Source organism: Chitinophaga sp. G7 BAM 1005, from assembly GCF_057126945.1.
The window spans coordinates 1,965,687-1,988,390 of the sequence record NZ_CP181478.1; the positions used below are offsets into that span (position 1 = coordinate 1,965,687).

22 protein-coding genes are annotated in these 22,704 nt (G+C 45.6%); 17 read left to right on the forward strand and 5 right to left on the reverse strand.

Annotated elements, in window-relative coordinates; all coding sequences use genetic code 11:
* The first annotated feature begins 6 nt into the window (after positions 1 to 6).
* A complete protein-coding gene (locus tag ACMXI2_RS07925; protein WP_483781155.1) occupies positions 7 to 894 on the forward strand; it encodes an AraC family transcriptional regulator in 888 nt (295 codons plus the stop codon).
* Positions 895 to 1,076: 182 nt separating this feature from the next.
* Here the strand turns inward: ACMXI2_RS07925 and ACMXI2_RS07930 are convergent, their stop codons facing one another.
* The 4 genes from ACMXI2_RS07930 to ACMXI2_RS07945 all read right to left on the reverse strand — a co-directional run bounded on the left by ACMXI2_RS07930 (position 1,077) and on the right by ACMXI2_RS07945 (position 5,250).
* Entirely contained in the window at positions 1,077 to 2,003 is a 927-nt protein-coding gene (locus ACMXI2_RS07930; RefSeq protein WP_483781156.1) for a hypothetical protein, read from the reverse strand.
* A 289-nt stretch (positions 2,004 to 2,292) separates the two neighbouring features.
* Positions 2,293 to 3,588: a radical SAM family protein gene (locus ACMXI2_RS07935; RefSeq protein ID WP_483781157.1), complete on the reverse strand. Its 1,296-nt coding sequence runs from the start codon at positions 3,586 to 3,588 to the stop codon at positions 2,293 to 2,295.
* A gap of 14 nt (positions 3,589 to 3,602) precedes the next feature.
* Positions 3,603 to 4,190: a hypothetical protein gene (locus tag ACMXI2_RS07940; RefSeq protein ID WP_483781158.1), complete on the reverse strand. Its 588-nt coding sequence runs from the start codon at positions 4,188 to 4,190 to the stop codon at positions 3,603 to 3,605.
* 16 nt (positions 4,191 to 4,206) lie between these two features.
* Positions 4,207 to 5,250 carry an agmatinase family protein gene (locus tag ACMXI2_RS07945; RefSeq protein WP_483781159.1) on the reverse strand — a complete coding sequence of 348 codons (1,044 nt, stop codon included), beginning with the start codon at positions 5,248 to 5,250 and terminating at the stop codon, positions 4,207 to 4,209.
* Between the two features lie 239 nt (positions 5,251 to 5,489).
* Between ACMXI2_RS07945 and ACMXI2_RS07950 the strand changes: the two genes are divergently transcribed.
* The 6 genes from ACMXI2_RS07950 (at position 5,490) to bshB1 (ending at position 11,588) form a co-directional block, all read left to right on the forward strand.
* On the forward strand, positions 5,490 to 5,888 hold the full coding sequence (locus ACMXI2_RS07950; protein WP_483781160.1) for a cytochrome c maturation protein CcmE domain-containing protein: 399 nt from the start codon (positions 5,490 to 5,492) through the stop codon (positions 5,886 to 5,888).
* 72 nt (positions 5,889 to 5,960) lie between these two features.
* The gene (gene ccsA, locus ACMXI2_RS07955) at positions 5,961 to 8,444 is read left to right on the forward strand and encodes a cytochrome c biogenesis protein CcsA (protein ID WP_483781161.1); all 2,484 of its coding nucleotides are present in this window, start codon (positions 5,961 to 5,963) and stop codon (positions 8,442 to 8,444) included.
* Between the two features lie 132 nt (positions 8,445 to 8,576).
* Positions 8,577 to 9,578, forward strand: a complete 1,002-nt coding sequence (locus ACMXI2_RS07960) for an alpha/beta hydrolase (RefSeq protein ID WP_483781162.1) — start codon at positions 8,577 to 8,579, stop codon at positions 9,576 to 9,578.
* Between the two features lie 79 nt (positions 9,579 to 9,657).
* Positions 9,658 to 10,281, forward strand: a complete 624-nt coding sequence (locus ACMXI2_RS07965) for a DUF4294 domain-containing protein (protein ID WP_483781163.1) — start codon at positions 9,658 to 9,660, stop codon at positions 10,279 to 10,281.
* 45 nt (positions 10,282 to 10,326) lie between these two features.
* The gene (locus ACMXI2_RS07970; RefSeq protein WP_483781164.1) at positions 10,327 to 10,824 is read left to right on the forward strand and encodes a hypothetical protein; all 498 of its coding nucleotides are present in this window, start codon (positions 10,327 to 10,329) and stop codon (positions 10,822 to 10,824) included.
* A 35-nt stretch (positions 10,825 to 10,859) separates the two neighbouring features.
* Positions 10,860 to 11,588: a bacillithiol biosynthesis deacetylase BshB1 gene (bshB1, locus tag ACMXI2_RS07975; RefSeq protein WP_483781165.1), complete on the forward strand. Its 729-nt coding sequence runs from the start codon at positions 10,860 to 10,862 to the stop codon at positions 11,586 to 11,588.
* A gap of 363 nt (positions 11,589 to 11,951) precedes the next feature.
* Here bshB1 and ACMXI2_RS07980 read toward each other — a convergent pair whose 3' ends face one another.
* Complete coding sequence (locus ACMXI2_RS07980) at positions 11,952 to 12,077, reverse strand: hypothetical protein (RefSeq protein ID WP_310009537.1); 126 nt, start codon at positions 12,075 to 12,077, stop codon at positions 11,952 to 11,954.
* A 272-nt stretch (positions 12,078 to 12,349) separates the two neighbouring features.
* Between ACMXI2_RS07980 and ACMXI2_RS07985 the strand changes: the two genes are divergently transcribed.
* From ACMXI2_RS07985 to glgB, 10 genes are all read left to right on the forward strand, one after another.
* Entirely contained in the window at positions 12,350 to 12,904 is a 555-nt protein-coding gene (locus ACMXI2_RS07985; protein ID WP_483781166.1) for a peroxiredoxin, read from the forward strand.
* 110 nt (positions 12,905 to 13,014) lie between these two features.
* Entirely contained in the window at positions 13,015 to 13,602 is a 588-nt protein-coding gene (locus ACMXI2_RS07990; RefSeq protein WP_483781167.1) for a carboxymuconolactone decarboxylase family protein, read from the forward strand.
* Between the two features lie 193 nt (positions 13,603 to 13,795).
* Entirely contained in the window at positions 13,796 to 14,032 is a 237-nt protein-coding gene (gene rpmB, locus ACMXI2_RS07995) for a 50S ribosomal protein L28 (RefSeq protein WP_079468087.1), read from the forward strand.
* Positions 14,033 to 14,062: 30 nt separating this feature from the next.
* Positions 14,063 to 14,245 (forward strand): 50S ribosomal protein L33, encoded by a 183-nt coding sequence (gene rpmG, locus ACMXI2_RS08000; RefSeq protein WP_079468086.1) that lies wholly within the window; start codon positions 14,063 to 14,065, stop codon positions 14,243 to 14,245.
* A 74-nt stretch (positions 14,246 to 14,319) separates the two neighbouring features.
* Complete coding sequence (locus ACMXI2_RS08005; protein WP_079468085.1) at positions 14,320 to 14,493, forward strand: DUF4295 family protein; 174 nt, start codon at positions 14,320 to 14,322, stop codon at positions 14,491 to 14,493.
* A gap of 336 nt (positions 14,494 to 14,829) precedes the next feature.
* A complete protein-coding gene (gene ftsY, locus ACMXI2_RS08010) occupies positions 14,830 to 15,792 on the forward strand; it encodes a signal recognition particle-docking protein FtsY (RefSeq protein WP_079468084.1) in 963 nt (320 codons plus the stop codon).
* Positions 15,793 to 16,000: 208 nt separating this feature from the next.
* Complete coding sequence (locus ACMXI2_RS08015; protein WP_483781168.1) at positions 16,001 to 16,882, forward strand: cupin-like domain-containing protein; 882 nt, start codon at positions 16,001 to 16,003, stop codon at positions 16,880 to 16,882.
* 215 nt (positions 16,883 to 17,097) lie between these two features.
* Complete coding sequence (rimO, locus tag ACMXI2_RS08020) at positions 17,098 to 18,414, forward strand: 30S ribosomal protein S12 methylthiotransferase RimO (protein WP_483781169.1); 1,317 nt, start codon at positions 17,098 to 17,100, stop codon at positions 18,412 to 18,414.
* A 124-nt stretch (positions 18,415 to 18,538) separates the two neighbouring features.
* Positions 18,539 to 20,335 (forward strand): DEAD/DEAH box helicase, encoded by a 1,797-nt coding sequence (locus ACMXI2_RS08025; RefSeq protein ID WP_483781170.1) that lies wholly within the window; start codon positions 18,539 to 18,541, stop codon positions 20,333 to 20,335.
* A 146-nt stretch (positions 20,336 to 20,481) separates the two neighbouring features.
* Positions 20,482 to 22,431 carry a 1,4-alpha-glucan branching protein GlgB gene (gene glgB / locus ACMXI2_RS08030; RefSeq protein ID WP_483781171.1) on the forward strand — a complete coding sequence of 650 codons (1,950 nt, stop codon included), beginning with the start codon at positions 20,482 to 20,484 and terminating at the stop codon, positions 22,429 to 22,431.
* The last annotated feature ends 273 nt before the right edge of the window (positions 22,432 to 22,704 follow it).

Sequence of the window (22,704 nt, forward strand, 5' to 3'; positions counted from 1 at the left end):
TGGTAAATGAAAGTAATTCAATTTACTGTCCCCGTTGCCGAAGAAGGTGCTGTAGTAATACAGGAAGATATCCTCCCTTACTTCTATAATTACCTGCATCGTCACAAAGAGGCGCAGGTAACACTTATTATAAAGGGAGAAGGCACCCTGATTGCCGGGAACTATACCCAACCATTCAAGGCGGGAGATATTTATGTGATTGGCGCCAATCAGCCCCATATGTTTAAAGGGGATGCCCGGTATTTTGAAAATTTACAGGAGAAGAATATCCACGCTATCCATATCTTTTTCGATCATGAACATGCACTACAGGGTTTATTTTCCCTGAAAGAGATGGACACCGTACGGAAGTTCCTGCAACTCACCGCCAACAGTTTGCAACTGCCTGCTGAATACGCGGAGAAAACAGCTGCCGATATATTAAAGATCTCCCGGCTCAGCGGTGCAGAAAGATTGCTGGCGTTTGTGGGCATGCTGGTGTATTTCTCCAAACAGGTGAAGGATTGGAAGTCTCTGTCCACAGGGTTTTCCAGGCACTCTTACAGCGAATCGGAAGGGCTGCGGATGAATGATATTTACCAGTATACCCTGGAACATTATGCGGAGAATATTTCGCTTGGACAAATTGCCGGTGTGGCGCATCTTACCACCTATGCTTTTTGCAAGTACTTTAAAAAACATACGCGCAAAACCTACCTTGAATTTCTGAATGAGATCAGGATCAATGTAGCCTGCAAAAATATTATCAACGGGGACTTCGATAGCATTGCAGCAGTGGCGTATGCTACAGGATATAATAACCCGATCACATTTAACAGGGTATTCAGAAAGGTGACCGGTATGTCGCCTTCCGCCTATGCGAGGCAATACCGCTTTGCGGAAGCATTAAAGTAGCAGCAAACCCGTTAAGCCTGTGGTTGTTCGAAAGACCATCCATCCTCTTAATTCCGCAAAGAAAGGGCCGACCTTTTTTAGGTCAGCCCTTTCTTTGGAGTTCAGTGATAGGTACATGTTATGCACCTGTATCAATATCATTTTGGTTAGTATTCATGATTAAGTGTTTTTATTATTTGAAGTTAAGGATTTTTTTCTATAATCAGAACATATCCTTGTTTAGGATAGATAAGCCCTTTATAGTGGAATTCATAGCAAGTATTGTTGCTGTAAGTGTTTTTAACGAATGGCTGTAAAGTTCCTGCACTAATAAAAGATAGTTTTAAACTTCCCTTTAAAAATACTTTTAATTCAAAATTGTGGATTAAATAATCTTTCATTAGGCCAATTATGTTGTCAAATTTCAAAGAGTATTTTTTCTCTATTTTAGTTTCAAATCTATATACATCTTCGTGTTTAAGGTCGACGGAATAGGTTGTTAATATATCATTCTGAGATATATTTTCGGTGACATATGGTGAATATTTTTTACTATTAATATTAAACTCAACGATTTTAAAATCGATTTCTGCCCTATTCCTGTTGAACTTAATTCTGTTGGAGGCAATATGTGTGAATTTTTCTTTTCTATCTGTAGGATAAACAGTGTATTGGGAATATTGAGTTACTTTGATGATATCCTTTTCTTCATCGATCAGCTCAATTTCCAGTGTTTGTTGATAATTATCATAATAAAGCACATGTTGAGTGGGGAAATAAATATTTCTTACGTCCTCTGTAATTTCTTTACTTATTTTCGGAAACTTGTTTTTGAACACTACTTTGGAGACATTTTCCCATATTTCTGCGAGATCCCTTCTATGATTAAGATAGTCGGCTTTGTAGATAATATTGACAAGTTCATCTTTGAATACTCCCATGAACTGCATAGACTTCAGCAATACAGCAAAAATACCACTTGCCAGGAGTGTGGATCCCATTCCGGCGATATAAATTTTAATTTTAGACGATTCCTCGAAATGGCCAAATGTTCCATACGTGAAAAATAATATTCCTATAACCAGTGTAATAGCTGGTATTGATGATTTAATACTTTGTTTTGTAAACATGCCGAAGAAATGGTTAAAGATTTACAAGGTGTTTTTGTTTTGAGTGAGGCAAAATTACGTATTGGGATTACCGGGGTATTCATGGATTTGTCAATGGGAAGTGATTAACAAATGAAGACAGTGGCAGCTTAAAAAGCAATTATAGGATTTTTGAAATACCGATTTTGTACACATGAATGAGGATGAGCTAAAAAATATCACATAAGATATCTTTTAGCTCATTTTTCATTGTAAAATAAGGCTGATCAACTTTTTACTTTTGGGTCAGTCCCAATAATCAAGTCTGTTTTCAGTGAGCAAAATCGCTCATATAATCGCCGGTAATACGCTCCATCGGAGGGTTGAAGTAACCAAACTTCAGGTTCGGGAATTCTTCGTGGATCAGTTCCTGCAGCTGTTTTACGCCTAAGCATTCTCCTGTTTCCGTTACGCCCAGTTTGCCGAGGTACCAGTCGGGATCAATATTGAAATTACGCCACTGGATCATATTCAGGCCGGTTTCCCGGATCAGTTTACGCAGCGCTTCATATTCATCTGCGCTGTCTGTCATGCCCGGAAATACGAAGTAGTTGATGGACGTCCAGCCGCCGGATTCACGCACTACTTTCAGGCTTTCGATGATGTCTTCAAAAACGTAGTTGTTAGGGCGGTAATACGGGGTATAATATTTTTCCTGTGCGGAGTTGAGGCTTACGCGGATGCTGTTCAGGCCCGCTTCACACAGGGCTCTTACGGCATCCGGTTTGCTGCCGTTGGTGTTGATATTGATACTGCCTTTGGGCGTGTGTTTACGTATTTCGAGGATGGATTCGCGGATGGTTTCCCACATCAGCAGGGGTTCGCCTTCGCAGCCCTGTCCGAAGCTGACGATAGGGAAGGGGGCCGATTCCAGGTGGGGTACGGTGTACTCCACAATTTCTTCCGCGGTTGGTTTAAAGCGGAGACGGTCCTGTGTGGAAACAATGCTTTCTTCTTCCGGCTGGAATGAAATGCATCCAACACAATTGGCATTACATGCAGGCGAGGAAGGAATAGGGCATTCCCATCTTCCCATAAAATAATTACGTGCGGCAGGACACTCATAGGTGAGTGCGCAATTCTCTGCGAGATGCTGCACCAGCCTGTTGTGCGGATATGCTTCCACCAGGGTTTTTACGCCCTGCTTTACCTTTTTATCATCAAAGCCCGCGCATTCCTGGCGGATATCTGCTTCAATACGGGTGGCGGGTACATAAAACTTACCATCCAGCCAGCCTACTGCGGTATAACAGAACAGCGGCAGGGTGGGTGCGTCCGGCATGGTTTCGTAGGCAGCCAGGTAAAAACCGGTATGCGCCGGCGGTATAAATGCGGCTACGGCCCAACCTTTATCACAAAGCTGCATATCGCCGGTGGTGGCATTGATACCAATACCCCGGCGGCCGGGCAACTCATACAAATTACCTCCTTCCGGTAATTCAATCCATTCATCTGCTTCTACCGGCCACGCATCCCAGCCGCTACGGCCGGTTACATGCATGGTAGTATCTTCAAAAATATTACCGTTACCGTCTGAGTATAATATGTAAGGTGTTTGTTTTAGCATTTTTTGTTTTTATGTTATTGAACCCTGCTCCGGAAGAAATCATTCAGTGCTTCCCTTTGTGCTGCGCCTGGCTCATCCAGTATTTCCAGTTGCAGAATCTTGTTGTTCTTAAAGTCTATTGTGAGCAGATCGTTCCGCAAAATTACGTTATTCAGTTCGTTCCAGCCAACCAGCCTTTTTGAGAAGGTGGTGGGCAGGGTAATCCCCGTGGTATCCATCTTTACGTAAGAAGGTTGGAAAATACGGTATTCCATCCAGCCTACGTAGGCGAGCCCGGCGCCTACCAGGAACAGCAGCAATGCGGTAACCGGGTTGAGGTGCGACAGGAAATACAAACTGCCGGTAAGGCAGATGAGCGCTTCTATCATCCGGGCTACGGTGTTGGCTTCGGTAAATTTCTTAAATCTTCTCATGGTAAAAGGGAAGCCGATACACAATAAGCCGATTACCAGGAAAAAAAATACCAGGAACCAGTTTGGTTGCGGACTGCGGTAAATACCGATCGCGTTAAACAGGAACAGTATGCCGGTAAGCCCATGCATTACCGGGAGTAACCGGATTCTGCTGGGGGTATTCGGATGCAGGATGCGCAAACTATGCATGAACAGGAATGTGAGATTAAGAATTAGAACTGATCAACAGGTTGCAAAGTTTGAACAACACACGGGCGCCTACGTTGGCATCCCATTCGTCGTGTGAGGTGCTTACTTCGTTCAGATCAAAACCGATCAGTTTTCTGCCGCTGTCGAGTACTTTTTTAAAGAGATAGTATACCTGTTCTGCTTCAAAACCGCCTGCTACCGGGGTACCGGTATGAGGGCATAATTTCGGATCCAGTCCGTCGATGTCAAAACTGATATATACCTGTTGTGGTAAAGCGGCTACGATGCTGTCGCAGATAGCTTTCCAGGATTCTCCTTCAAATTGTCTTTCCTTGATTTGTTTATCAAAGAAGGTAACTACGCGGCCTTCGCTGTTATTGATATAATCCACCTCTTCTTCGCAGTAATCGCGGATGCCTACCTGTACCAGTTTAGAGAGCTGCGGTACTTCTGCCAGCGCATTAAACATAATGGAGGCGTGGGAATATTTGAATCCTTCGTATGCGTCACGGAGGTCGCAATGGGCATCGATCTGGAGGATACCAAATTCACCTTTGTGTTCACCGATTGCTTTGAAGAAGCCGAGTGGCGTACTGTGGTCGCCGCCCACCAAACCTACCAGCTTGCCTCTTTCCAGGAGGGCTTTGGTTTGGGTGTATACCCATTCATTCATGGCCCTGGTACCGTTGCTCACGTCTACCAGTGTTTTTTTCAGGAATTCATTTTCAGAAATATCTCCCCCTTCGGTCAGGAATTTCAGGTACAGCTCTGCTTCCTTGCGCAGGTAATCGCTGCGCAGCAGGAGGTGCTTGTCTGGTTCCCGCATGTAGAAACCCTGTTTCCAGCCGTCTTTTACATCTGCGTCGTACAGGTCTACCTGGAAGGAAGCCCTGAAAATATGTTCGGGGCCGCGGGCCGTACCATTATTATAGGAAACGGTTACTTCCCAGGGAACAGGTAATAACACCAGTCTTGCCTCTTCTTCGGAAAAAGGCAAGCCAAAAACGTTGTTGGACAGCAGGCCAACCGAGTTAGGGTCAAATTGAGATAAATCTGCCATGATAAAGTCGTACTTTTCTAAATTCCGCGCAAAGATAGGATTATGTTTACTTACAGCCGTCCTTCTCATAAAAAGAATTGCCTTTTATATAAAATTTGTCGGAAGAAGGTCATTTTGACTTAATTTTGCCGATTAATCGGAAACAAATAAAGTAAGGCAAAAAGGAAGGAATAGTAGAAGCGGCGTTGGTAAAGGGTTTTTGCAGCTTGTGTCTAATCAATAGGGAAGATAATTTTCATATGAAAAAAACAAATATTATTCTACTGGTGGTAATTGCGGTGGCAATTGGAGTGATAGTGACTATGGTGGGTGATTTTAGTACCTATGAAACTTTTGCAACAGCCCGTGAGAAAGAAGGGAAGGAGTTTCACGTAATTGGTAAACTCGATACCCTGAAGGCGATGAGCTATGATCCAACTAAAGATGCCAACCTGTTCAGCTTCTATGTCCACGATAAAACCGGGGAATCCCATAAAGTAGTTTTCTACGGCGCCAAACCTACCGACTTCGAAAAAGCCGAATCCATTGTACTGACCGGTAAAATGGAAGGCACTGAATTTCACTGCAGCAAAATACTGATGAAATGTCCATCCAAGTATAAGGACGACCAGGTTGCAGTAAGCAACAAACAGATATAATTAGCTATATGTATATGATTGTCGTCGTAGGATGATCAATGCCACAATATTCACATCTCTCAGAGGAATTTTATGAAGTTTGTAGGGGAACATTTACTGCCGGGCCAACTAGGCCACTTCTTTGCCATACTGGCATTTGTAGCATCTATGGTAGCCACTGTGGCTTATTATAATGTAGTTAAAGGAAAAGAACCCCTGATCAGGGATTCCTGGAAACGACTGGCGCGCTGGTCTTTCATTATCCAGTCGGCCGCCGTAATAGGTGTATTCACCTGCCTGTACTTTATCCTGTATAATCACTATTTCGAATATAAATACGCATGGCGCAACACTTCCCGCGACCTACCTATTCAATACCTGTTGTCCAGCCTCTGGTCCGACCAGGAAGGCAGCTTCCTGCTATGGAGCATCTGGAACAGCATCCTGGGGATTTTCCTGATCCGCACTTCCAAAAACTGGGAAGCGCCGGTAATGACCATCTTCTCTCTCGCGCAGCTGATTATGGCAAGTATGTTGCTGGGTATTTTCATCCTGGGTTATAAAGTGGGCAGTAATCCTTTCATGCTGTTGAGGGAAGCGCCTGAAAACCAACTGGCGCCTATCTTCCAGACAGCAGACTATATGCAGCATATCCACGACGGAAACGGATTGAATGTTACGTTGCAGAACTACTGGATGGTAATCCACCCGCCAGTACTGTTCCTGGGCTTTGCTTCCATGATCATTCCATTTGCTTTTGCGTTTGCCGGTTTATGGACAAAAGATTATACCGGCTGGGTAAAACCGGTACAACCCTGGGGATTGTTTGCCATTATGATGCTGGGAACCGGTATTATGATGGGCGCTGCCTGGGCCTATGAATCGCTCAACTTCGGCGGTTACTGGGCATGGGACCCGGTAGAAAATGCGTCGCTGGTACCGTGGCTTACCATGGTGGCAGGCGTGCATACGCTCCTGGCTTATAAAGCCACCGGGCACTCGCTGAAATCTACTTTCTTCTTCTTCTTTATTTCCTACGTACTGATCCTGTACTCCTCTTTCTTAACAAAGAGCGGCGTATTGGGCGATACTTCCGTACACTCCTTTACCGATATGGGTATGAGCGCACAGCTGTTGATTTCCATGCTGGTATTCACGGTTCCGGCCATCGCCCTGCTGATTATACGCAGAAAAGAAATTCCTTCCGTAAAGAAAGAAGAGAACAGCTATTCCCGCGAGTTCTGGCTGTTTGTAGGTTCATTGATCCTGCTGATTGCAGCCATCCAGATCACCTTCACCACTTCTATTCCTGTATGGAATAAATTACTGAGCCTCACCGGGCTGAAGTCCACGTTCAACATGAACGATATTGCGCCGCCGTCTGACAGTATTTTCCACTACAACAAAATCCAGATCTGGATTGCGATTGTACTGGGCGTATTAACGGCCATCGTGCAGTTTATGCGGTACAAGGATACTCCACGCGGCGAGATCACAAAGAAACTGCTGGTACCCACTATTGTAGCTGTGTTATTAACCGCGCTGGTAGCCTGGAAAGGAACCATCACCTACGATACTTATGGCGCCGGCTTCCTCACCGCTATTTACCTGATGTTGTTTGCCAGCATTTATGCTATTGTGGGCAACTTCTTTTATATTTTCTCCGGTCTGAAAGGTAAAATCAAGAATGCAGGCGCCTCGGTGGCGCATATCGGTTTTGGTATGGTGTTGCTGGGTGTACTGATTTCCTCCGCCAAAATGGAAGTGATTTCGCTGGACCGCATGAAGATGCTGGGCGATGGTATTTTTACAAAGGAAAGCAAACAGAATCCGCGCGAAAATATTATGCTGCCAAAGGATGTGCCGGTGGAAATGGGCGACTATCACGTTACCTATGCCGGTGATTCTGTAGCGCAGGGAGATCCCAAAACATATTATGTAGTGCATTACGAGAAAAAGGATAAACAAACCGGCAAGGCGCTGGAGCGTTTCACCCTTTACCCGGATGCGTTTGTGAATAAAAAGGAAAATGCGCTGTCGTCTAACCCGGCTTCGAGGCATTACCTGACAAAGGATATCTTTACCTATGTATCTGCCGCGCCTAACCGTGAAGAAGCCGCTAAAGAAGATACCACACCTTATGTTACCCATGAAATGAAACAGGGCGATTCGGTGTTCTTCTCCAAAGGATTTATTGTGCTGAAAGGATTAAACACCAAACCGGAAAGCCGCAATTACATTGCGCAGAGTGGCGACCTGGCCGTAGGCGCAGAGCTGGAGGTATACACACAAACAGATGATCACTTTAAGCTGCAGCCGATCTATTTTATCCGCGACAGCAGCTACCAGTATAGCGTGGAAGATACGCTGGCGCCGTTGGGACTGAATGTACGGTTCTCGAAAATTATGCCTGCGGAGAATAAAATAGAGCTGAAAGTAAAAGAAGCATCCGGTTTCAGCGATTATATAGTGATGAAAGCGCTGATATTCCCTTATATCAACGTGTTGTGGCTGGGTATCATTATTACGGTGATTGGCACCGCCATGAGTATTTATCAGAAAGTAAGAAGAAGATAACTGCAGATATTTTTTTAGGGAGAATCCTTCAATGGCGTGGCCGTTGAAGGATTTTTTATTGATTAAATAACCGGCAGGGCAGCGGCATTTCAGAATTCTTATCTACATTTAGCTGGAATAAATATCCTTATAATGCGTAGGTGGTTGCGTATATCCCTGATTGTTATAGCCACAGCTTCCGTGGCGTATCTTCTTGGCCCCAAACCGGCGGAACCGGTTTATGAACATAGTCTGCCGGCAGTACCGGCTGCAGGCCCTGCCCTGGAAGCCTATATAAAGCATAAAGAAGCCGCGCACCGGCTGAAACCGGATAACGAAGCCCGTATTGTATGGCAGGACTCCGGGTTTCATAAAACGCCTTATTCCGTGGTATACCTGCATGGCTTTTCCGCCAGCCAGGAAGAAGGGAACCCGGTACACCGCAATTTTGCCGCGCGTTACGGGTGTAACCTTTACCTGTCGCGGCTCGACGGGCACGGGATTGACACCAGCGATCCGCTGCTGCATATGACGGCGGCAGGTTTGTGGAAAGATGCAGAAGAAGCGTTGAGCATAGGCAAGGCGCTGGGCGATAAGGTGATCCTGATGACCACCTCCACCGGCGGCACGCTGGCGCTGAAGCTGGCAGCGGCTTATCCCAATGATGTATATGCCATGATCAATATGTCGCCCAATATTGAAATCAACGACAACCTGGCTTTTCTTGCCAATAACCCGTGGGGGTTGCAGCTGGCCAGAACGGTGAGTAAAGGTGATTTCAGGCGGAGCGATGACAAGAACCCGGAAACCGCAAAGTACTGGTATAACAATTACCGCCTGGAAGCAGTGGTGCAATTGCAAAACCTGCTGGAGTCCAGCATGGTACCTGCAACGTTCAAAAAAGTGCACCAGCCGGTGCTGAACCTGTACTATTATAAAGATGAATTGCACCAGGATAAAACAGTGAGGGTGGCCGCCATCCTGGAGATGGAAAAGCAGCTGGGCACACCGGATTCGTTAAAGGAGGCCGTGGCTGTTCCCGGCGCCGGCAACCATGTAATGGGCTGCGCGCTCACCGGCCATGATATCCCTGCGGTGGAAAAAGCGATAGACAATTTCGTAATGAATAAGTTACATATGAGGCCGGTGCGATAACACTTTTTAGTTAACCCGGATTCTGAAATCTTTTATAACTTGTGGTAACATTCCATCTACAAGCAACGTTAAGTTAACTATGCGTATCCGTATTAAACAGATCATCGTTTCATTATTCCTGGTACTGGGCATATCCCTTTGTCACACGGGAGCGATGGCTCAGGAAGCGCATGGTGCTGATGTGATACCGTTGCATGCCATGATAGTGGGGCGTGATACCGTTCCGGTAATTACCCTGGCAATATTTGATGTAGTGGCAAAAATGCCAAAGGCGCTGCGTAAGGAACGCGAGCGCTGGAGCCGTTTACGCAATGCCGTATATGTAACCTATCCTTTTGCCAGATCGGCGGCGAAGGTGCTGAAAGATGTGAACAGCCGCATGGCTGCCATGAATAAAAGGGAACGCAAAGCCTTCCTGGCCAGTAAGGAAAAAGAACTGAAAGCCCAGTTTGGCGATAAACTTGAAAACCTCTCCGTTTACCAGGGCAAAGTACTCATGAAACTGATCGACCGCGAAACGGGTCAGAACTGCTTCGAAATCATCAAGGAACTCAAAGGCGGCTTTAATGCCCGTGTATGGCAAACCGTTGCTTTCTTTTTTGGAGGCAACCTGAAAAGCGATTACGACAAGCAGGAAGACCGCGACATCGAGGTGATTGTACAGGAGCTGGAAATGTACCAGCAATTCCGCGCCTACAATTAATTGGGTTATCTTCGTAATATTCGCCTATCATGAAAAGGGTTTATTATGAAAGCAAGGATCTTACTTATCAGCATATTATTATTTACTTCTGTTGGGGCTATGGCACAGGTTGCCGGTGATGATCCCGTGTATGTACTGGACAGCGTGGTAGTAACGCCGGTGGCTATGGGGCAGGTATCGCCCGACCGTATTGGCGTGATCACCATTGCCAAAGGCGCCAAAGCAGTGCTGAAGTATGGCAGCCAGGCGGAGAACGGCGTGGTGTATATAGAAACCAAACCCTTTGCCCGAAAAAGGGTGAATGCCTTATTGAGCAGTGAATCCCCCGCATATGACAGCTTGTTGCATAAATACGGCAACGACAGCAGCTTTTACTTCATCGTAAATGGTAAACCGGTTACCCCTACCAATGAAACCGGTTTTATGACCATAGACCGGAAGACTTTCCGTTCCATAAAGGTTATTTCCGACAAAGAGGTACAGGATAAGTACCAGGTGATGGACCGGAAGGCCGGGATTGTTATCACCAGTTCAGAAGATTAAATATTTTCCCATCTTTGCACCTCAATTTACAGCATATGAAACTAGATATACTGGCTATAGCGGTGCACCCGGACGATGTGGAGCTGGGTTGCGCCGGCACACTGATGGTGCATGCACGGCAGGGAATGAAGGTAGGCGTGGTGGATCTCACCCGGGGGGAACTGGGCACCCGTGGTACCCCGGAACTGCGTGAGCAGGAAGCACAGGCAGCGGCGAAGATCATGGGACTGGAAGTAAGGGAGAACCTGGGGCTTGCTGATGGCTTTTTCAGAAACGATACAATGGAGCAAATGGCGATCATTACGGCGATCCGTAAGTACCGCCCGGACATCGTGCTGGCTAATGCGATGGATGACCGTCATCCTGACCACGGAAGGGCCGGCAAACTGATTGCCGACAGCTGTTTCCTGGCGGGATTAAGAAAAGTGGAGACTATTGCAGATGGGCAGCCACAGGAAGCGTGGCGTCCGAAGCAGGTTTTTCACTTCCTGCAGGACCGTTATCATGAGCCGGATTTTGTAATAGATATCAGTGCCGTGATGGAGCAGAAGCTGGATGCGATTAAAAGCTTCAGTTCGCAGTTCCTGGCGCCGAAAGATCATGAGCCGCAGACTTATATTTCCGGTTCGGGCTTTTTCGACAGCGTTATTTACCGCGCAAAGATGTTGGGTAAGATGGTGGGGGTGGAGTATGCCGAGGGCTATACTTCCGCTAAAATGATCGGTATCCGGAATTTTGCGGATATGATCAGTGAAACTACCTGACTGAATACCTGGGATATGCCTGGAAGTGGCTGTGGACATGCTTAGGAGTAGCCTTTGACATGGAGTAATGGTGGAGGTGACGTGGAGGGGAGGTGGACTTGATCTGGAAACCTTTTACTGTATTGGGTTAGCGGCGATTTTGATAACGCTGGTTATTCACCTGGAAGCGATTGGGAGACTATGACGGAAATATCCGCTATGGTCTCCCAATTTCTTTTTAAGGATAAAATATAAGTAAGGTGAAAGATAATAAAAGTTAAGGGGGCAGGCGTGTAGTCCGGTCGCATCAGTACTTACCGGCATATAAAAGTCCGACCCCGCTTTGGGGTGTTTTCAGAAACGGTCAATGGGACCCGCTAAACACTAAATGAACAGATCTCGGGTAGCGTCAAATTCATCGTGTTTGATGATGCTGTTTTTAATAAACGGGATCAAAGCAAGTCCAATCGTGATAACCACCAGTAAAAAGTATTTTTTCTTCATTTCCATGCTAAATTGATTAAAAAAGTCCACTTATATAACTAAATAACGTGCCAAATTGTTACAGAAATAGCATAAAAATGTTAAGTCCGGAACATTTTTTTTGCTTATAGTTGCTGTGTTCATTGTTACCCGCCCCCCCGCAGTGAAAAGGCACATATATAGAGAAACTCAATACCACATTTTTAAAATCTATTTGATTAATAATGAATGTAATGTGATCTTTGCGCCGTCAAAGAATAAAATCATTAGTCTGTAAATCAAAAAGAGAATTAGTTATTATGAAAAATGTTATCTTATCCGTAGGGTCAGAGTTTCCCGAATTCAAAAAAACGGCTGTAGTATCAATTGAAAAAGGTAAGGAATTTTATGAATTGTCTTCTGACGAACTGAAGAACTCCGGCAAATGGATGGTGATGTTCTGGTGGCCTAAAGACTTTACTTTTGTATGTCCTACTGAAATAGCTGAATTTAACAAACATGCGCAGGATTTTGCTGATCGTGATGCGGTGTTGATCGGTGCATCTACTGACAGTGAGTTTGTGCATGCTGCATGGAGAAGAGATCATGAAGATTTGCGTGGCCTGCAGTTCCCTATGCTGGCTGATACTTCCAAATCCCTTGCTACTGAGCTGGGTATCCTGGAAGCCAATGAAAAAGTGGCTTACCGTGCTACTTACATCGTAGATCCCCAGGGTATTGTACGTTGGGTTTCCCTGTACGACCTGTCTGTAGGCCGTAGCGTGAAAGAAGTGCTGCGTGTACTGGATGCGCTGCAAACAGATGAGCTGTGTCCTTGCAACTGGACTAAGGGTGAAGCTACGCTGACTGCTTAATTAACCAGGTCATTTACTGTTTTATTGGGAAGAAGGTTGTTCTGCCGGGATAAACGTGGCAGAACAGCTCCTTCTGCTAATAAAATTATTAAATAAAAAAATTACTTATTATGTTTGCAACTACAAATCAGGATACGGCTGTTCAATTACTGGAAGCGGTAGGGTTAACGGCGGATTCGGTTTCAGGAAAACTGCAATCCCTTGTAAATGTGGATGCGCGGTACCTGAAAGATCTGAAGATCAACGTATCCAATTCCCTGGCGGCGGCTACCTTGTCGAAGAAAGAGGCGTATATGATCGGGCTGGCAGTGGCGGTGAATGAGAAGCATGCGGATCTGCAGGCGTCGTTTGAGAAGCTGGCGGTGCAGGAAGGAGCAACGGACAAGGAGATTGCAGAGGTGATCAGTTGTACTTCCCTCATGAGTGCCAATAACGTATTTTACCGTTTCAGGCATTTTGTGAACAAGGAATTTTACACCGCTACGCCTGCAGGCATCAGGATGAGCATTATGGCCAACCCGGTATTGGGGAAAGAGTTTTTTGAGTTACTGAGCCTGGTGGTATCTGCGCTGAACGGATGTGAAATGTGTGTAACTTCGCACGAAGAAGCGTTGCTGAAACATGGAACGGATCAGCAAAGAGTGTTGGAGTCGGTAAGATTGGGGGCGGTTTTACGTAGCCTGATCGTACTGTTGTAAAAAATATTTTTCGGCAAAAGACAGATGTAAATTTGCCTGATAACCGAATGGTTATCAATATTTTGCATTGTGTTCACATATTAAGAAGCCGCTTTTTATGAGTGACTTTTATGCATTTGTGAATAAATTCATTTAATAATATTTGCAAAATCCATAAATAAATTGGACTTTTGCATTCCTAAATTTTTAGATCATGGCAAGAGTATGTCAGGTGACAGGAAAGAAGCCGATTACAGGTCACCATGTTTCCTTCTCCAACATTAAGACGAACAGAAGGTTTCTTCCTAACCTGCAAAAGAAACGTTTTTTCCTGGCAGAAGAGGACAAATGGATATCATTGAAAGTTTCTGCTGACGGTTTAAGAACCATCAACAAGAGAGGTTTGTATGCAGTTGTGAAGGAATTGCGTGCAGCTGGTCAGGCAATCTAATTCTAAGACTCACTTAATTTGTAATACACAATGGCAAAAAAAGGTAATAGAGTGCAGGTAATTCTGGAGTGCACAGAGCACAAAGCTTCTGGCCAACCCGGAACTTCCCGTTACATCTCTAACAAGAATAAGAAAAATACTCCTGAGCGTCTGGAGTTGAAAAAGTACAATCCTATTTTGAGGAAAGTGACTGTACACAAAGAAATTAAATAAGTAATTGTTGATGGTGAATGGCTGTATTAGCATACTGCCAGTTAGCCATTGGACCATAAAAACAATAGAATACCATGGCAAAAGTAGCTTCAAAGAACGCGAAAGTAAAAGATACTAAAGCAGCAGCTGAATCAAAGGTATGGACTAAGGTTATCAGAGCAATCCGCTCTCCTAAAACCGGTGCTTATACTTTTAAGGAAGCAATCGTGCACAAGGATAAGATCCAGGAGTACATGACCCAAAAGTAATTCGGCTTTACTAATAATACTGAAAGGCTGTCCTGTTAAGGGACAGCTTTTTGCGTTATGCGCGGATTTTGTCTTTCCCGCTGATTACGCTGATTATACTGATTACCTTGATTTTACTTTTTGGATTTTAAAATGATTTAGAGGATTTTGGGAGATACAATGGATATATCCGCTTATATCTCCCAAAATCATTTTAAAATCCCCAATGGTCAAATCCTCTAAATCCTCTGAATCAGCGTAATCAGCGGGAAAGACAAAATCCGCATATCCGCGAATTTTCGCGTATTTTAGCAACCTAAAAAAACCGGAATGTACCGGACCCAATTAATCTAAATTATGAGCTTTTTCAATAAACTATTTTCCAGGGAGAAGAAGGAAAATCTGGATCAGGGTTTACAAAAAACCAAAGAGAGCTTCCTGAGTAAAATAGGACGCGCCATTGCAGGGAAGTCCACCGTAGACACTGAAGTATTGGATAACCTGGAAGACGCCCTTATTTCTGCAGACGTTGGTGTAGACACTACCGTAAAGATCATTGACCGGATCGAGCAGCGTGTAGCTAAAGATAAATACCTGGGAACCAGTGAACTGAACAGAATGTTGCAGGAAGAGATTGCAGCATTGCTGGTAGACGCGCCAGACAGTGGCTTCCGTGATTTCGACATACCGGCTGGCAAGAAGCCTTATGTAATTATGGTGGTAGGCGTAAATGGTGTGGGTAAAACCACTACCATTGGTAAGCTGGCCTACAACTTTAAGAAAGCGGGTAAGTCGGTGATGCTGGGTGCGGCAGATACCTTCCGTGCGGCGGCAGTGGATCAGCTGACGATCTGGAGTGAAAGAGTGGGAGTGCCTATTGTAAAGCAGCAGATGGGGTCAGATCCCGGCGCGGTGGCTTTTGATACGGTACAGAGCGGCGCTGCCAAAGATGTGGATGTAATTATTATAGATACCGCCGGCCGTTTGCACAACAAACTCCACCTGATGGATGAACTAGGCAAAATTAAGCGGGTGATGAAGAAAGTGATTCCTGACGCTCCGCATGAAGTACTGCTGGTGCTGGATGGCTCTACCGGGCAAAATGCGCTGGAGCAGGCTAAACAGTTTACAGCTACCACAGAGGTAACGGCCCTGGCTATTACCAAACTGGACGGCACTGCGAAGGGTGGTGTGGTACTGGCAATTGCCAACCAGTTTAAGATACCGGTAAAATACATTGGTATTGGTGAGAAGATGGAGGATTTACAGGTATTTAATAAGGAATCTTTCGTAGATTCATTATTCAGTGTAAATGCCTGATTCCCTGATTATTGTGAATGTTATTTATCAACCGGCATAAATCTTATCTAATATTTTACTTTAAGTAAAAACAATCGGGCTCCAACAGGAGCCCGGCTCATTTTTTGATCAACATTAAAGCTCTTTGTTTGTAATTATAAAATCGCACTGCATTTATTAAATTTGGACAATTGTTCCCTTTTTGTACCCTTTTTAACAATTCGTAAGTATGATAGTACAGCACATAGATCGAGTTGAAGATATTACACCAGCGGAATTCAAGAAGAACTATTACCAGCCACGTAAACCTGTAATTATTCCGGCGGCGGCGCTTAGCAAACACTGGCCGGCCTATAACAAGTGGACATGGGATTATTTCAAATCAATAGTTGGCAGTAAAACGGTTGGGGTATACAATAATGAGCGCGCCAACGAAAATACCCTTGTAAACGGGGCAGATGATTACATTACTTTCGGGGCCTACCTCGATATGATACAGCAGGGACCGGTAGCGCTCCGGATCTTCCTGTTTAATATTTTTCAGCATGCTCCCCAGCTGGTGGAAGATTTTACTTTCCCGGATGAATTTGCCTCCGGATTTCTGAAGAAGTACCCGATGTTATTTGTGGGGGGCGCCGGTTCGGTGGCGCACATGCATTATGACATTGATCTTTCGCACATTTTCCATACCCAGTTTATTGGGCGTAAGCGGGTGCTGCTGCTGGAAAATAGCCAATCGCCCCTTATTTACCGGATGCCTTTTACCGTGGAGAGCGCGGCTAACTTTGTGAACTGGCATGAGCAGCTGGACCAGGACCAGTTTCCGGCGCTGAAACATGCGCGGGGGTACACTACCATCCTGGGCCACGGGGATACCATGTTTATGCCGGCGGGCTACTGGCATCATATGGAGTACCTGGATGGCGGTTTCGCTATGAGTCTCCGGGCGCTGGATCCTTCTTTCGTAAATAAACTAAACGGGCTTTACCACCTGGTGGGGCTGCGGGGAATGAACAACCTCATGATTAAGATGGCGCCCAGGTGGTGGTACCATTATAAAAGACAAAAAGCCCGCGAACGTGCCAACAGGGCCATGCAGACGCTGAGCTGACCTGATTCCAACGTTATGCTAAGTAACTAATGAACAGGTACTTAGCATTAATTTCCAATTGTCAAATCTTTTTACTAGCTTTGCACCTTCCTTAACCCCCACTAAGACTCAAGTCACATACAGTAAGTCTGCTGTTACATTCAATCAGTGTCTGTGTGTCTTCGTGGCGGTAGCGGTTCAACAAATGATTGACCGCTTGTTTAAAACATTCGCGCTTGAAGACAAAAACTTTAAAGAAAGACAAGGTTAATATTATTACGCTTGGTTGTTCCAAGAACATGGTAGATTCAGAAGTGCTGAGCGGTCAGCTCATGGCTAATGAAATCGATGTGGTGCATGAAAGTGCAAAACGCGATCATAACATTGTTGTGGTGAACACCTGTGGATTTATTGACAAGGCCAAAGAAGAATCGATTAACACCATTCTGGAACAGGTAGAGCTGAAACAACGTGGCAAGCTGGATAAGGTTTATGTAACGGGTTGTTTGAGTGAGCGCTACCGGGGTGACCTGGAATCAGAAATAGGGGGAGTAGATGCCTGGTTTGGAACGATGGAATTACCCCTGTTGCTGAAAAAGTTTGATGCAGATTATAAAGCAGAACTGATTGGAGAAAGATTACTGAGTACCCCGTCTCATTATGCTTACCTGAAAATAGCGGAAGGTTGTAACCGTACCTGTTCTTTTTGCGCTATTCCGCTGATGCGGGGTGGCCATGTTTCCAAGCCTATTGAGGAGTTGGTAACAGAAGCGCAGAAACTGGTGAAATCCGGTGTAAAGGAAATCATGCTCATTGCGCAGGAGCTGACCTATTATGGTTTGGACCTGTACAAGCAACGCCGTTTGGGAGACCTGATGCGTGCGTTGGCCGGAGTGGAAGGACTGCAATGGATTCGCCTCCATTATGCTTATCCCACCAAATTCCCGATGGAGATCCTGGATGTGATGAACGAGTTCCCGAATATCTGCAAGTATATTGACATGCCGCTGCAACATGCTTCCAATGCCATGTTGAAGGCGATGAAGCGTCAGATTACAAGGGAGGAAATTGAACAGCTGGTGCATGACATCCGTGCCAAAGTACCAGGTATCTGTTTACGTACTACCCTGATTGCCGGTTTCCCCGGTGAAACGGAGGATGACGTGGAAGAGCTGAAAGGTTTCCTGGAAAGAATGCGTTTTGACCGTGTAGGGGTGTTTACCTACAGTCATGAAGAAGGAACCAGCGCCTACGAACTGGAAGATAATATCCCGGCAGAAGAAAAGGAGAGCAGAGCGCAGGAAATTATGGAAGTACAGCAGGAAATCTCCCTGGAAAAAAACCAGGAGAAAGTAGGGAAGATCTTTAAAGTAATAGTAGATAAAAAAGAGGCAGGCAGATACCTTGCCCGTACCGAGTTTGATTCGGTGGAAGTAGACAACGAAGTGATTATAGACACTACGAAACGCCTGAAACCGGGCGACTTTGTAGAAGTACGGATCACCAAAGCGTTTGATTACGACCTCGAAGGAGAACTGGTAGCTAACAGCTAATCACTGAAGGCCACCAACAGCCGATAGCTAACGCTAAAAGCTGAAATAATATTTCTAACAGCTGATAGCTAACTGCTAAAAGCTATATCCACAGCTCCCGACGGAGCTTGATTAATGCAAATCAATGACTACATTTGAATCACTGGGCTTACAAGAGCCTATCTTAAAGGGAATTACGGACCTGGGCTTCGTTTCCCCAACTCCCATCCAGGAACAGGCAATACCAGTATTGTTAGGAGGTGACCGCGATTTCGTAGGTCTTGCCCAGACGGGCACCGGTAAAACTGCTGCATTTGGCCTGCCTTTGCTGCAGCAACTGGATCTGAAAATAAATAAACCACAAGGACTGATTTTATGTCCTACCCGTGAACTCTGTTTACAGATCACCAATGATCTGAAAAACTTCAGCAAATACCTCGGCGATGTGAGCATCGTAGCGGTATATGGCGGTTCCAGCATTGTTCAGCAGCTGCGTGAACTGAAAAGAGGAGTACACATTGTGGTGGCTACTCCCGGCCGTTTACTGGATATCATTGACCGTGGTGCGGTTAATTTTGACAATGTGCGTTATGCTATACTGGATGAAGCAGATGAAATGCTGAACATGGGATTCCAGGAAGATATCAACAGCATCCTGTCTAACACCCCTGAAGGTAAAACTACCTGGTTGTTTTCTGCTACCATGCCACAGGAAGTTCGCCGTATCGCCAAGAAGTACATGGAGGATCCGTTTGAACTGACCGTAGGTAACAAAAACAGCGGTAACGTTAATATAGAACACGAATACTACGTAGTGCGTCCGCGTGAAAAATATGCGGCCCTCAAACGTATCGTGGATTTCAACCCTGAAATTTTTGGTATCATCTTTACCCGTACCAAAATTGAATCCCAGGAAATTGCTGAATCGCTGATCAAGGACGGTTACAATGCAGATGCCCTGCATGGCGACTTAACCCAGCAACAGCGTGATAAGGTGATGAAACGCTTCCGCGAAAGAGCGCTGCAGGTATTAGTGGCTACAGATGTGGCTGCCCGTGGTATCGACGTGGATAACGTAACACACGTTATCAACTACGATTTACCGGATGACGTAGAGAACTACACACACAGAAGCGGCCGTACCGGTCGTGCCGGTAAATCAGGTATCTCTATTGCTATTATCAGCAGCCGTGATACCGGAAAGATCCGCCAGATTGAACGTGTGATCCAGAAGAAATTTGTAAAAGCTGAAGTACCGGATGGCTTCGCAGTATGTGAAAAACAACTGTTTGGCCTGGTACATAAAGTACATAACGTAGTAGTAAACGAAGAACAGATTGAACCTTACATGGAACGCATCAACGAAGAGTTTGCCTCCATGAGCAAGGAAGACCTGATCAAACGTTTTGCTTCTCTGGAATTCAACCAGTTCCTGGAATACTACCAGGATGCGCCTGATCTGAATGCAAAAGACGACAGACGCGTCGGTACACTGGGCGAAGACAGAGGTCCGCGCAGAAGCGATGGCAAGTTCACCCGTTTATTCATCAACCTGGGTTCAGTAGATGATTTCAACCGTGGCGATATGCTCCGTTACCTGTGTGACAATACTGGTCTCCGTGGCAATAAAATAGGCCGTATCGATCTGAAGGGTGTTTATTCCTTCTTTGAAGTAGAGAACGAGGAACTACCAAAAGTAACTGAAGCTTTCAAGAAAGTGGAATACAACGGCCGCAGCGTGCGGATAGAAATGTCGCAGGATGGCGACAGACGCCCCCGCACCGGTGGTGGTGGAGATCGTGGTCCGCGTCGTGAAGATGGTCCGCGTAAAAGAAGCTGGAGTGCAGAAGGTGGCAGCCGCCCGGGTGGTAGCCGCAGCGGTGGCGACAGACGTGAGTCTTTCGGCAGCGGTGGCAAACCTCCGTACAAGAAAAAATACTAATCCGGAAACGGAATAGCGATATAAAAAGAGAAAAGGTGTCCATCGGGCGCCTTTTTCTTTTTATGTAAATATCTGTTTCATAGTATAGGTCATTTTCCCAAATTTAAACTATCTTGTTCATCAAGACACCCAATTCACACGTTAATATGACCGGAGATACAAATCGCGCTTTACAGTACGTAGAACCATTTACTCTTTTTTCTTCCAGTGATATAACGCTTTTCCAGGCAGGCTCACATTACCGGCTATACGAAAAGTTTGGCGCTCATGCTATGGAGGTAGAAGGCGCCAATGGCACGTACTTTGCCGTTTGGGCGCCGGACGCAGCATTTGTAGCATTAATGGGGGATTTTAACGGATGGGATCATTACACCCATACGCTTTACCCGCGGTGGGACAGCTCCGGTATCTGGGAAGGTTTTGCGCCTGGTGTGAAGCCTGGGGCTCTGTATAAGTATTTTATCCGTTCCAACAGCGGGGAAGAGCTGATTAAAGGAGATCCTTATGCCAATCACTGGGAGGTACGTCCTAAAACGGCGTCGGTGGTATGCCCGCTGGATTATGAGTGGGATGATAAGAAGTGGATGGACCACCGCCGGAAAAACAATGCGCTCGACAGTCCTTTTGCCGTATACGAGGTGCACCTCGGTTCCTGGCGCCGCCCTGATCCTTCTGATCCGGAGCGGGTGTATTCTTACCAGGAAATAGCCGATATGCTGGTGCCTTATGTAAAGGAAATGGGCTTTACCCATGTGGAGATGATGCCCATTATGGAGCATCCTTTTGATGGTTCGTGGGGGTACCAGGTCACCGGGTACTTTGCGCCTACTTCCAGGTATGGCACGCCGCAGGATTTTATGGAGATGGTGGAAGCCTTTCACCTGGCGGGTATTGGGGTGATCCTGGATTGGGTGCCGTCGCATTTTCCGTATGATGCGCATGGGTTGTTCCGTTTTGACGGATCGCATGTGTATGAATATGCGGATATGCGTAAGGGTTATCATCCGGACTGGAACAGTTATATTTTCAATTATGCGCGGAATGAGGTGCGGTCGTTTTTACTGAGCAATGCTGTTTTCTGGTTCGACCGGTTCCATGTGGATGCCATCCGCGTAGATGCGGTGGCGTCGATGATTCACCTGGATTATTCCAGGGAGAGAGGCGCGTGGGAACCCAATGAAGTGGGTGGAAATGAGAACCTCGAAGCCATCAGTTTTCTGAAGAAGCTGAATGAAACGATATACGCCCTGTTCCCGGATGTACAAACCATTGCGGAAGATTCTACTTCCCATTATGGCGTATCCCGGCCAACTTTTATGGGTGGACTGGGCTTTGGTATGAAATGGATGATGGGCTGGATGAATGATACCATCGATTATTTTAAAAAGGATCCTATTCACCGGAAGTGGTACCAGAACGATCTGACATTCAGTTTGGTGTATGCGTTCGGAGAAAACTTTATGCTGCCGCTGAGCCATGATGAAGTGGTACACGGGAAGTCGCCCATGCTGTATAAGATGCCTGGCGACGACTGGCAGAAGTTTGCCAATCTGCGGTTGTTGTATAGTTATATGTATACCCATCCCGGCACCAAGTTGCTGTTTATGGGAGATGAGTTTGGGCAAACATCTGAATGGAATTACCGTGGGGAGCTGGACTGGCACCTGATGAAGCATGCCAGCCACCAGGGTTTGACAGCTTTTGTAAAAGACATCAACCAGTTTTACGCCACTACTACCGCGTTATATGAACAACAGTTTGATGCAGCGGGTTTTGAGTGGATCACCGTGAATGATTATGATAATTGTGTGCTGGCCTACGTGCGGAAAGGAAAAGAAGCCGGTGATATTTTGCTGGTGGTATTGAACATGACGCCGGTAGTGCGCGAAAACTACCTCGTGGGACTTCCTGTGGCGGGAGCGTGGCAGGAAGTAATGAACAGCGATGCACCGGAGTATTACGGCAGTGGAGTGGTGAACACCGGTGTAATCCGCACCGTTAAACAGATATATAACGGCAGGGACTATACGATTTCATTGCGTTTACCACCTTTGGGGGCTACTATACTGAAGCTCCTGAGCCAGGGCGAGCGTTGAGTGCCGGCCGGTAATAGTAATCGTAGTTGACTGATTATTTTATTGAGATAAAATTTTTAAAGGAGATAAAGCAGGAATATCCTGTTTTCATCTCCTTTATTTTTTTAAGATAAAAAAAATCAGAACATACAGTTTCAAGTGAATCAATCCGTTTAAAAAAACTATTAAAAAAAATGTTCTCCCGGTTAAACTTTGCCTCCTTTTTTCTATCTATCAGCAATCTGATCCCTGCTGCAATAACTGGCTATGGTGGTACGTTTTATGTGGTATCAG

Coding starts and splice junctions, on each gene's coding strand:
- ccsA (WP_483781161.1), top strand. CDS start 5,961: ATGAAGTTTGTAGGGGAACATTTACTGCCGGGCCAACTAGGCCACTTC.
- ACMXI2_RS08015 (WP_483781168.1), top strand. CDS start 16,001: ATGATAGTACAGCACATAGATCGAGTTGAAGATATTACACCAGCGGAA.
- ACMXI2_RS07950 (WP_483781160.1), top strand. CDS start 5,490: ATGAAAAAAACAAATATTATTCTACTGGTGGTAATTGCGGTGGCAATT.
- ACMXI2_RS08025 (WP_483781170.1), top strand. CDS start 18,539: ATGACTACATTTGAATCACTGGGCTTACAAGAGCCTATCTTAAAGGGA.
- ftsY (WP_079468084.1), top strand. CDS start 14,830: ATGAGCTTTTTCAATAAACTATTTTCCAGGGAGAAGAAGGAAAATCTG.
- ACMXI2_RS07965 (WP_483781163.1), top strand. CDS start 9,658: ATGCGTATCCGTATTAAACAGATCATCGTTTCATTATTCCTGGTACTG.
- ACMXI2_RS08005 (WP_079468085.1), top strand. CDS start 14,320: ATGGCAAAAGTAGCTTCAAAGAACGCGAAAGTAAAAGATACTAAAGCA.
- glgB (WP_483781171.1), top strand. CDS start 20,482: ATGACCGGAGATACAAATCGCGCTTTACAGTACGTAGAACCATTTACT.
- ACMXI2_RS07980 (WP_310009537.1), bottom strand. CDS start 12,077: ATGGAAATGAAGAAAAAATACTTTTTACTGGTGGTTATCACGATTGGA.
- bshB1 (WP_483781165.1), top strand. CDS start 10,860: ATGAAACTAGATATACTGGCTATAGCGGTGCACCCGGACGATGTGGAG.
- ACMXI2_RS07945 (WP_483781159.1), bottom strand. CDS start 5,250: ATGGCAGATTTATCTCAATTTGACCCTAACTCGGTTGGCCTGCTGTCC.
- ACMXI2_RS07960 (WP_483781162.1), top strand. CDS start 8,577: ATGCGTAGGTGGTTGCGTATATCCCTGATTGTTATAGCCACAGCTTCC.
- ACMXI2_RS07940 (WP_483781158.1), bottom strand. CDS start 4,190: ATGCATAGTTTGCGCATCCTGCATCCGAATACCCCCAGCAGAATCCGG.
- rpmG (WP_079468086.1), top strand. CDS start 14,063: ATGGCAAAAAAAGGTAATAGAGTGCAGGTAATTCTGGAGTGCACAGAG.
- ACMXI2_RS07970 (WP_483781164.1), top strand. CDS start 10,327: ATGAAAGCAAGGATCTTACTTATCAGCATATTATTATTTACTTCTGTT.
- ACMXI2_RS07925 (WP_483781155.1), top strand. CDS start 7: ATGAAAGTAATTCAATTTACTGTCCCCGTTGCCGAAGAAGGTGCTGTA.
- ACMXI2_RS07985 (WP_483781166.1), top strand. CDS start 12,350: ATGAAAAATGTTATCTTATCCGTAGGGTCAGAGTTTCCCGAATTCAAA.
- ACMXI2_RS07930 (WP_483781156.1), bottom strand. CDS start 2,003: ATGTTTACAAAACAAAGTATTAAATCATCAATACCAGCTATTACACTG.
- ACMXI2_RS07935 (WP_483781157.1), bottom strand. CDS start 3,588: ATGCTAAAACAAACACCTTACATATTATACTCAGACGGTAACGGTAAT.
- rpmB (WP_079468087.1), top strand. CDS start 13,796: ATGGCAAGAGTATGTCAGGTGACAGGAAAGAAGCCGATTACAGGTCAC.
- ACMXI2_RS07990 (WP_483781167.1), top strand. CDS start 13,015: ATGTTTGCAACTACAAATCAGGATACGGCTGTTCAATTACTGGAAGCG.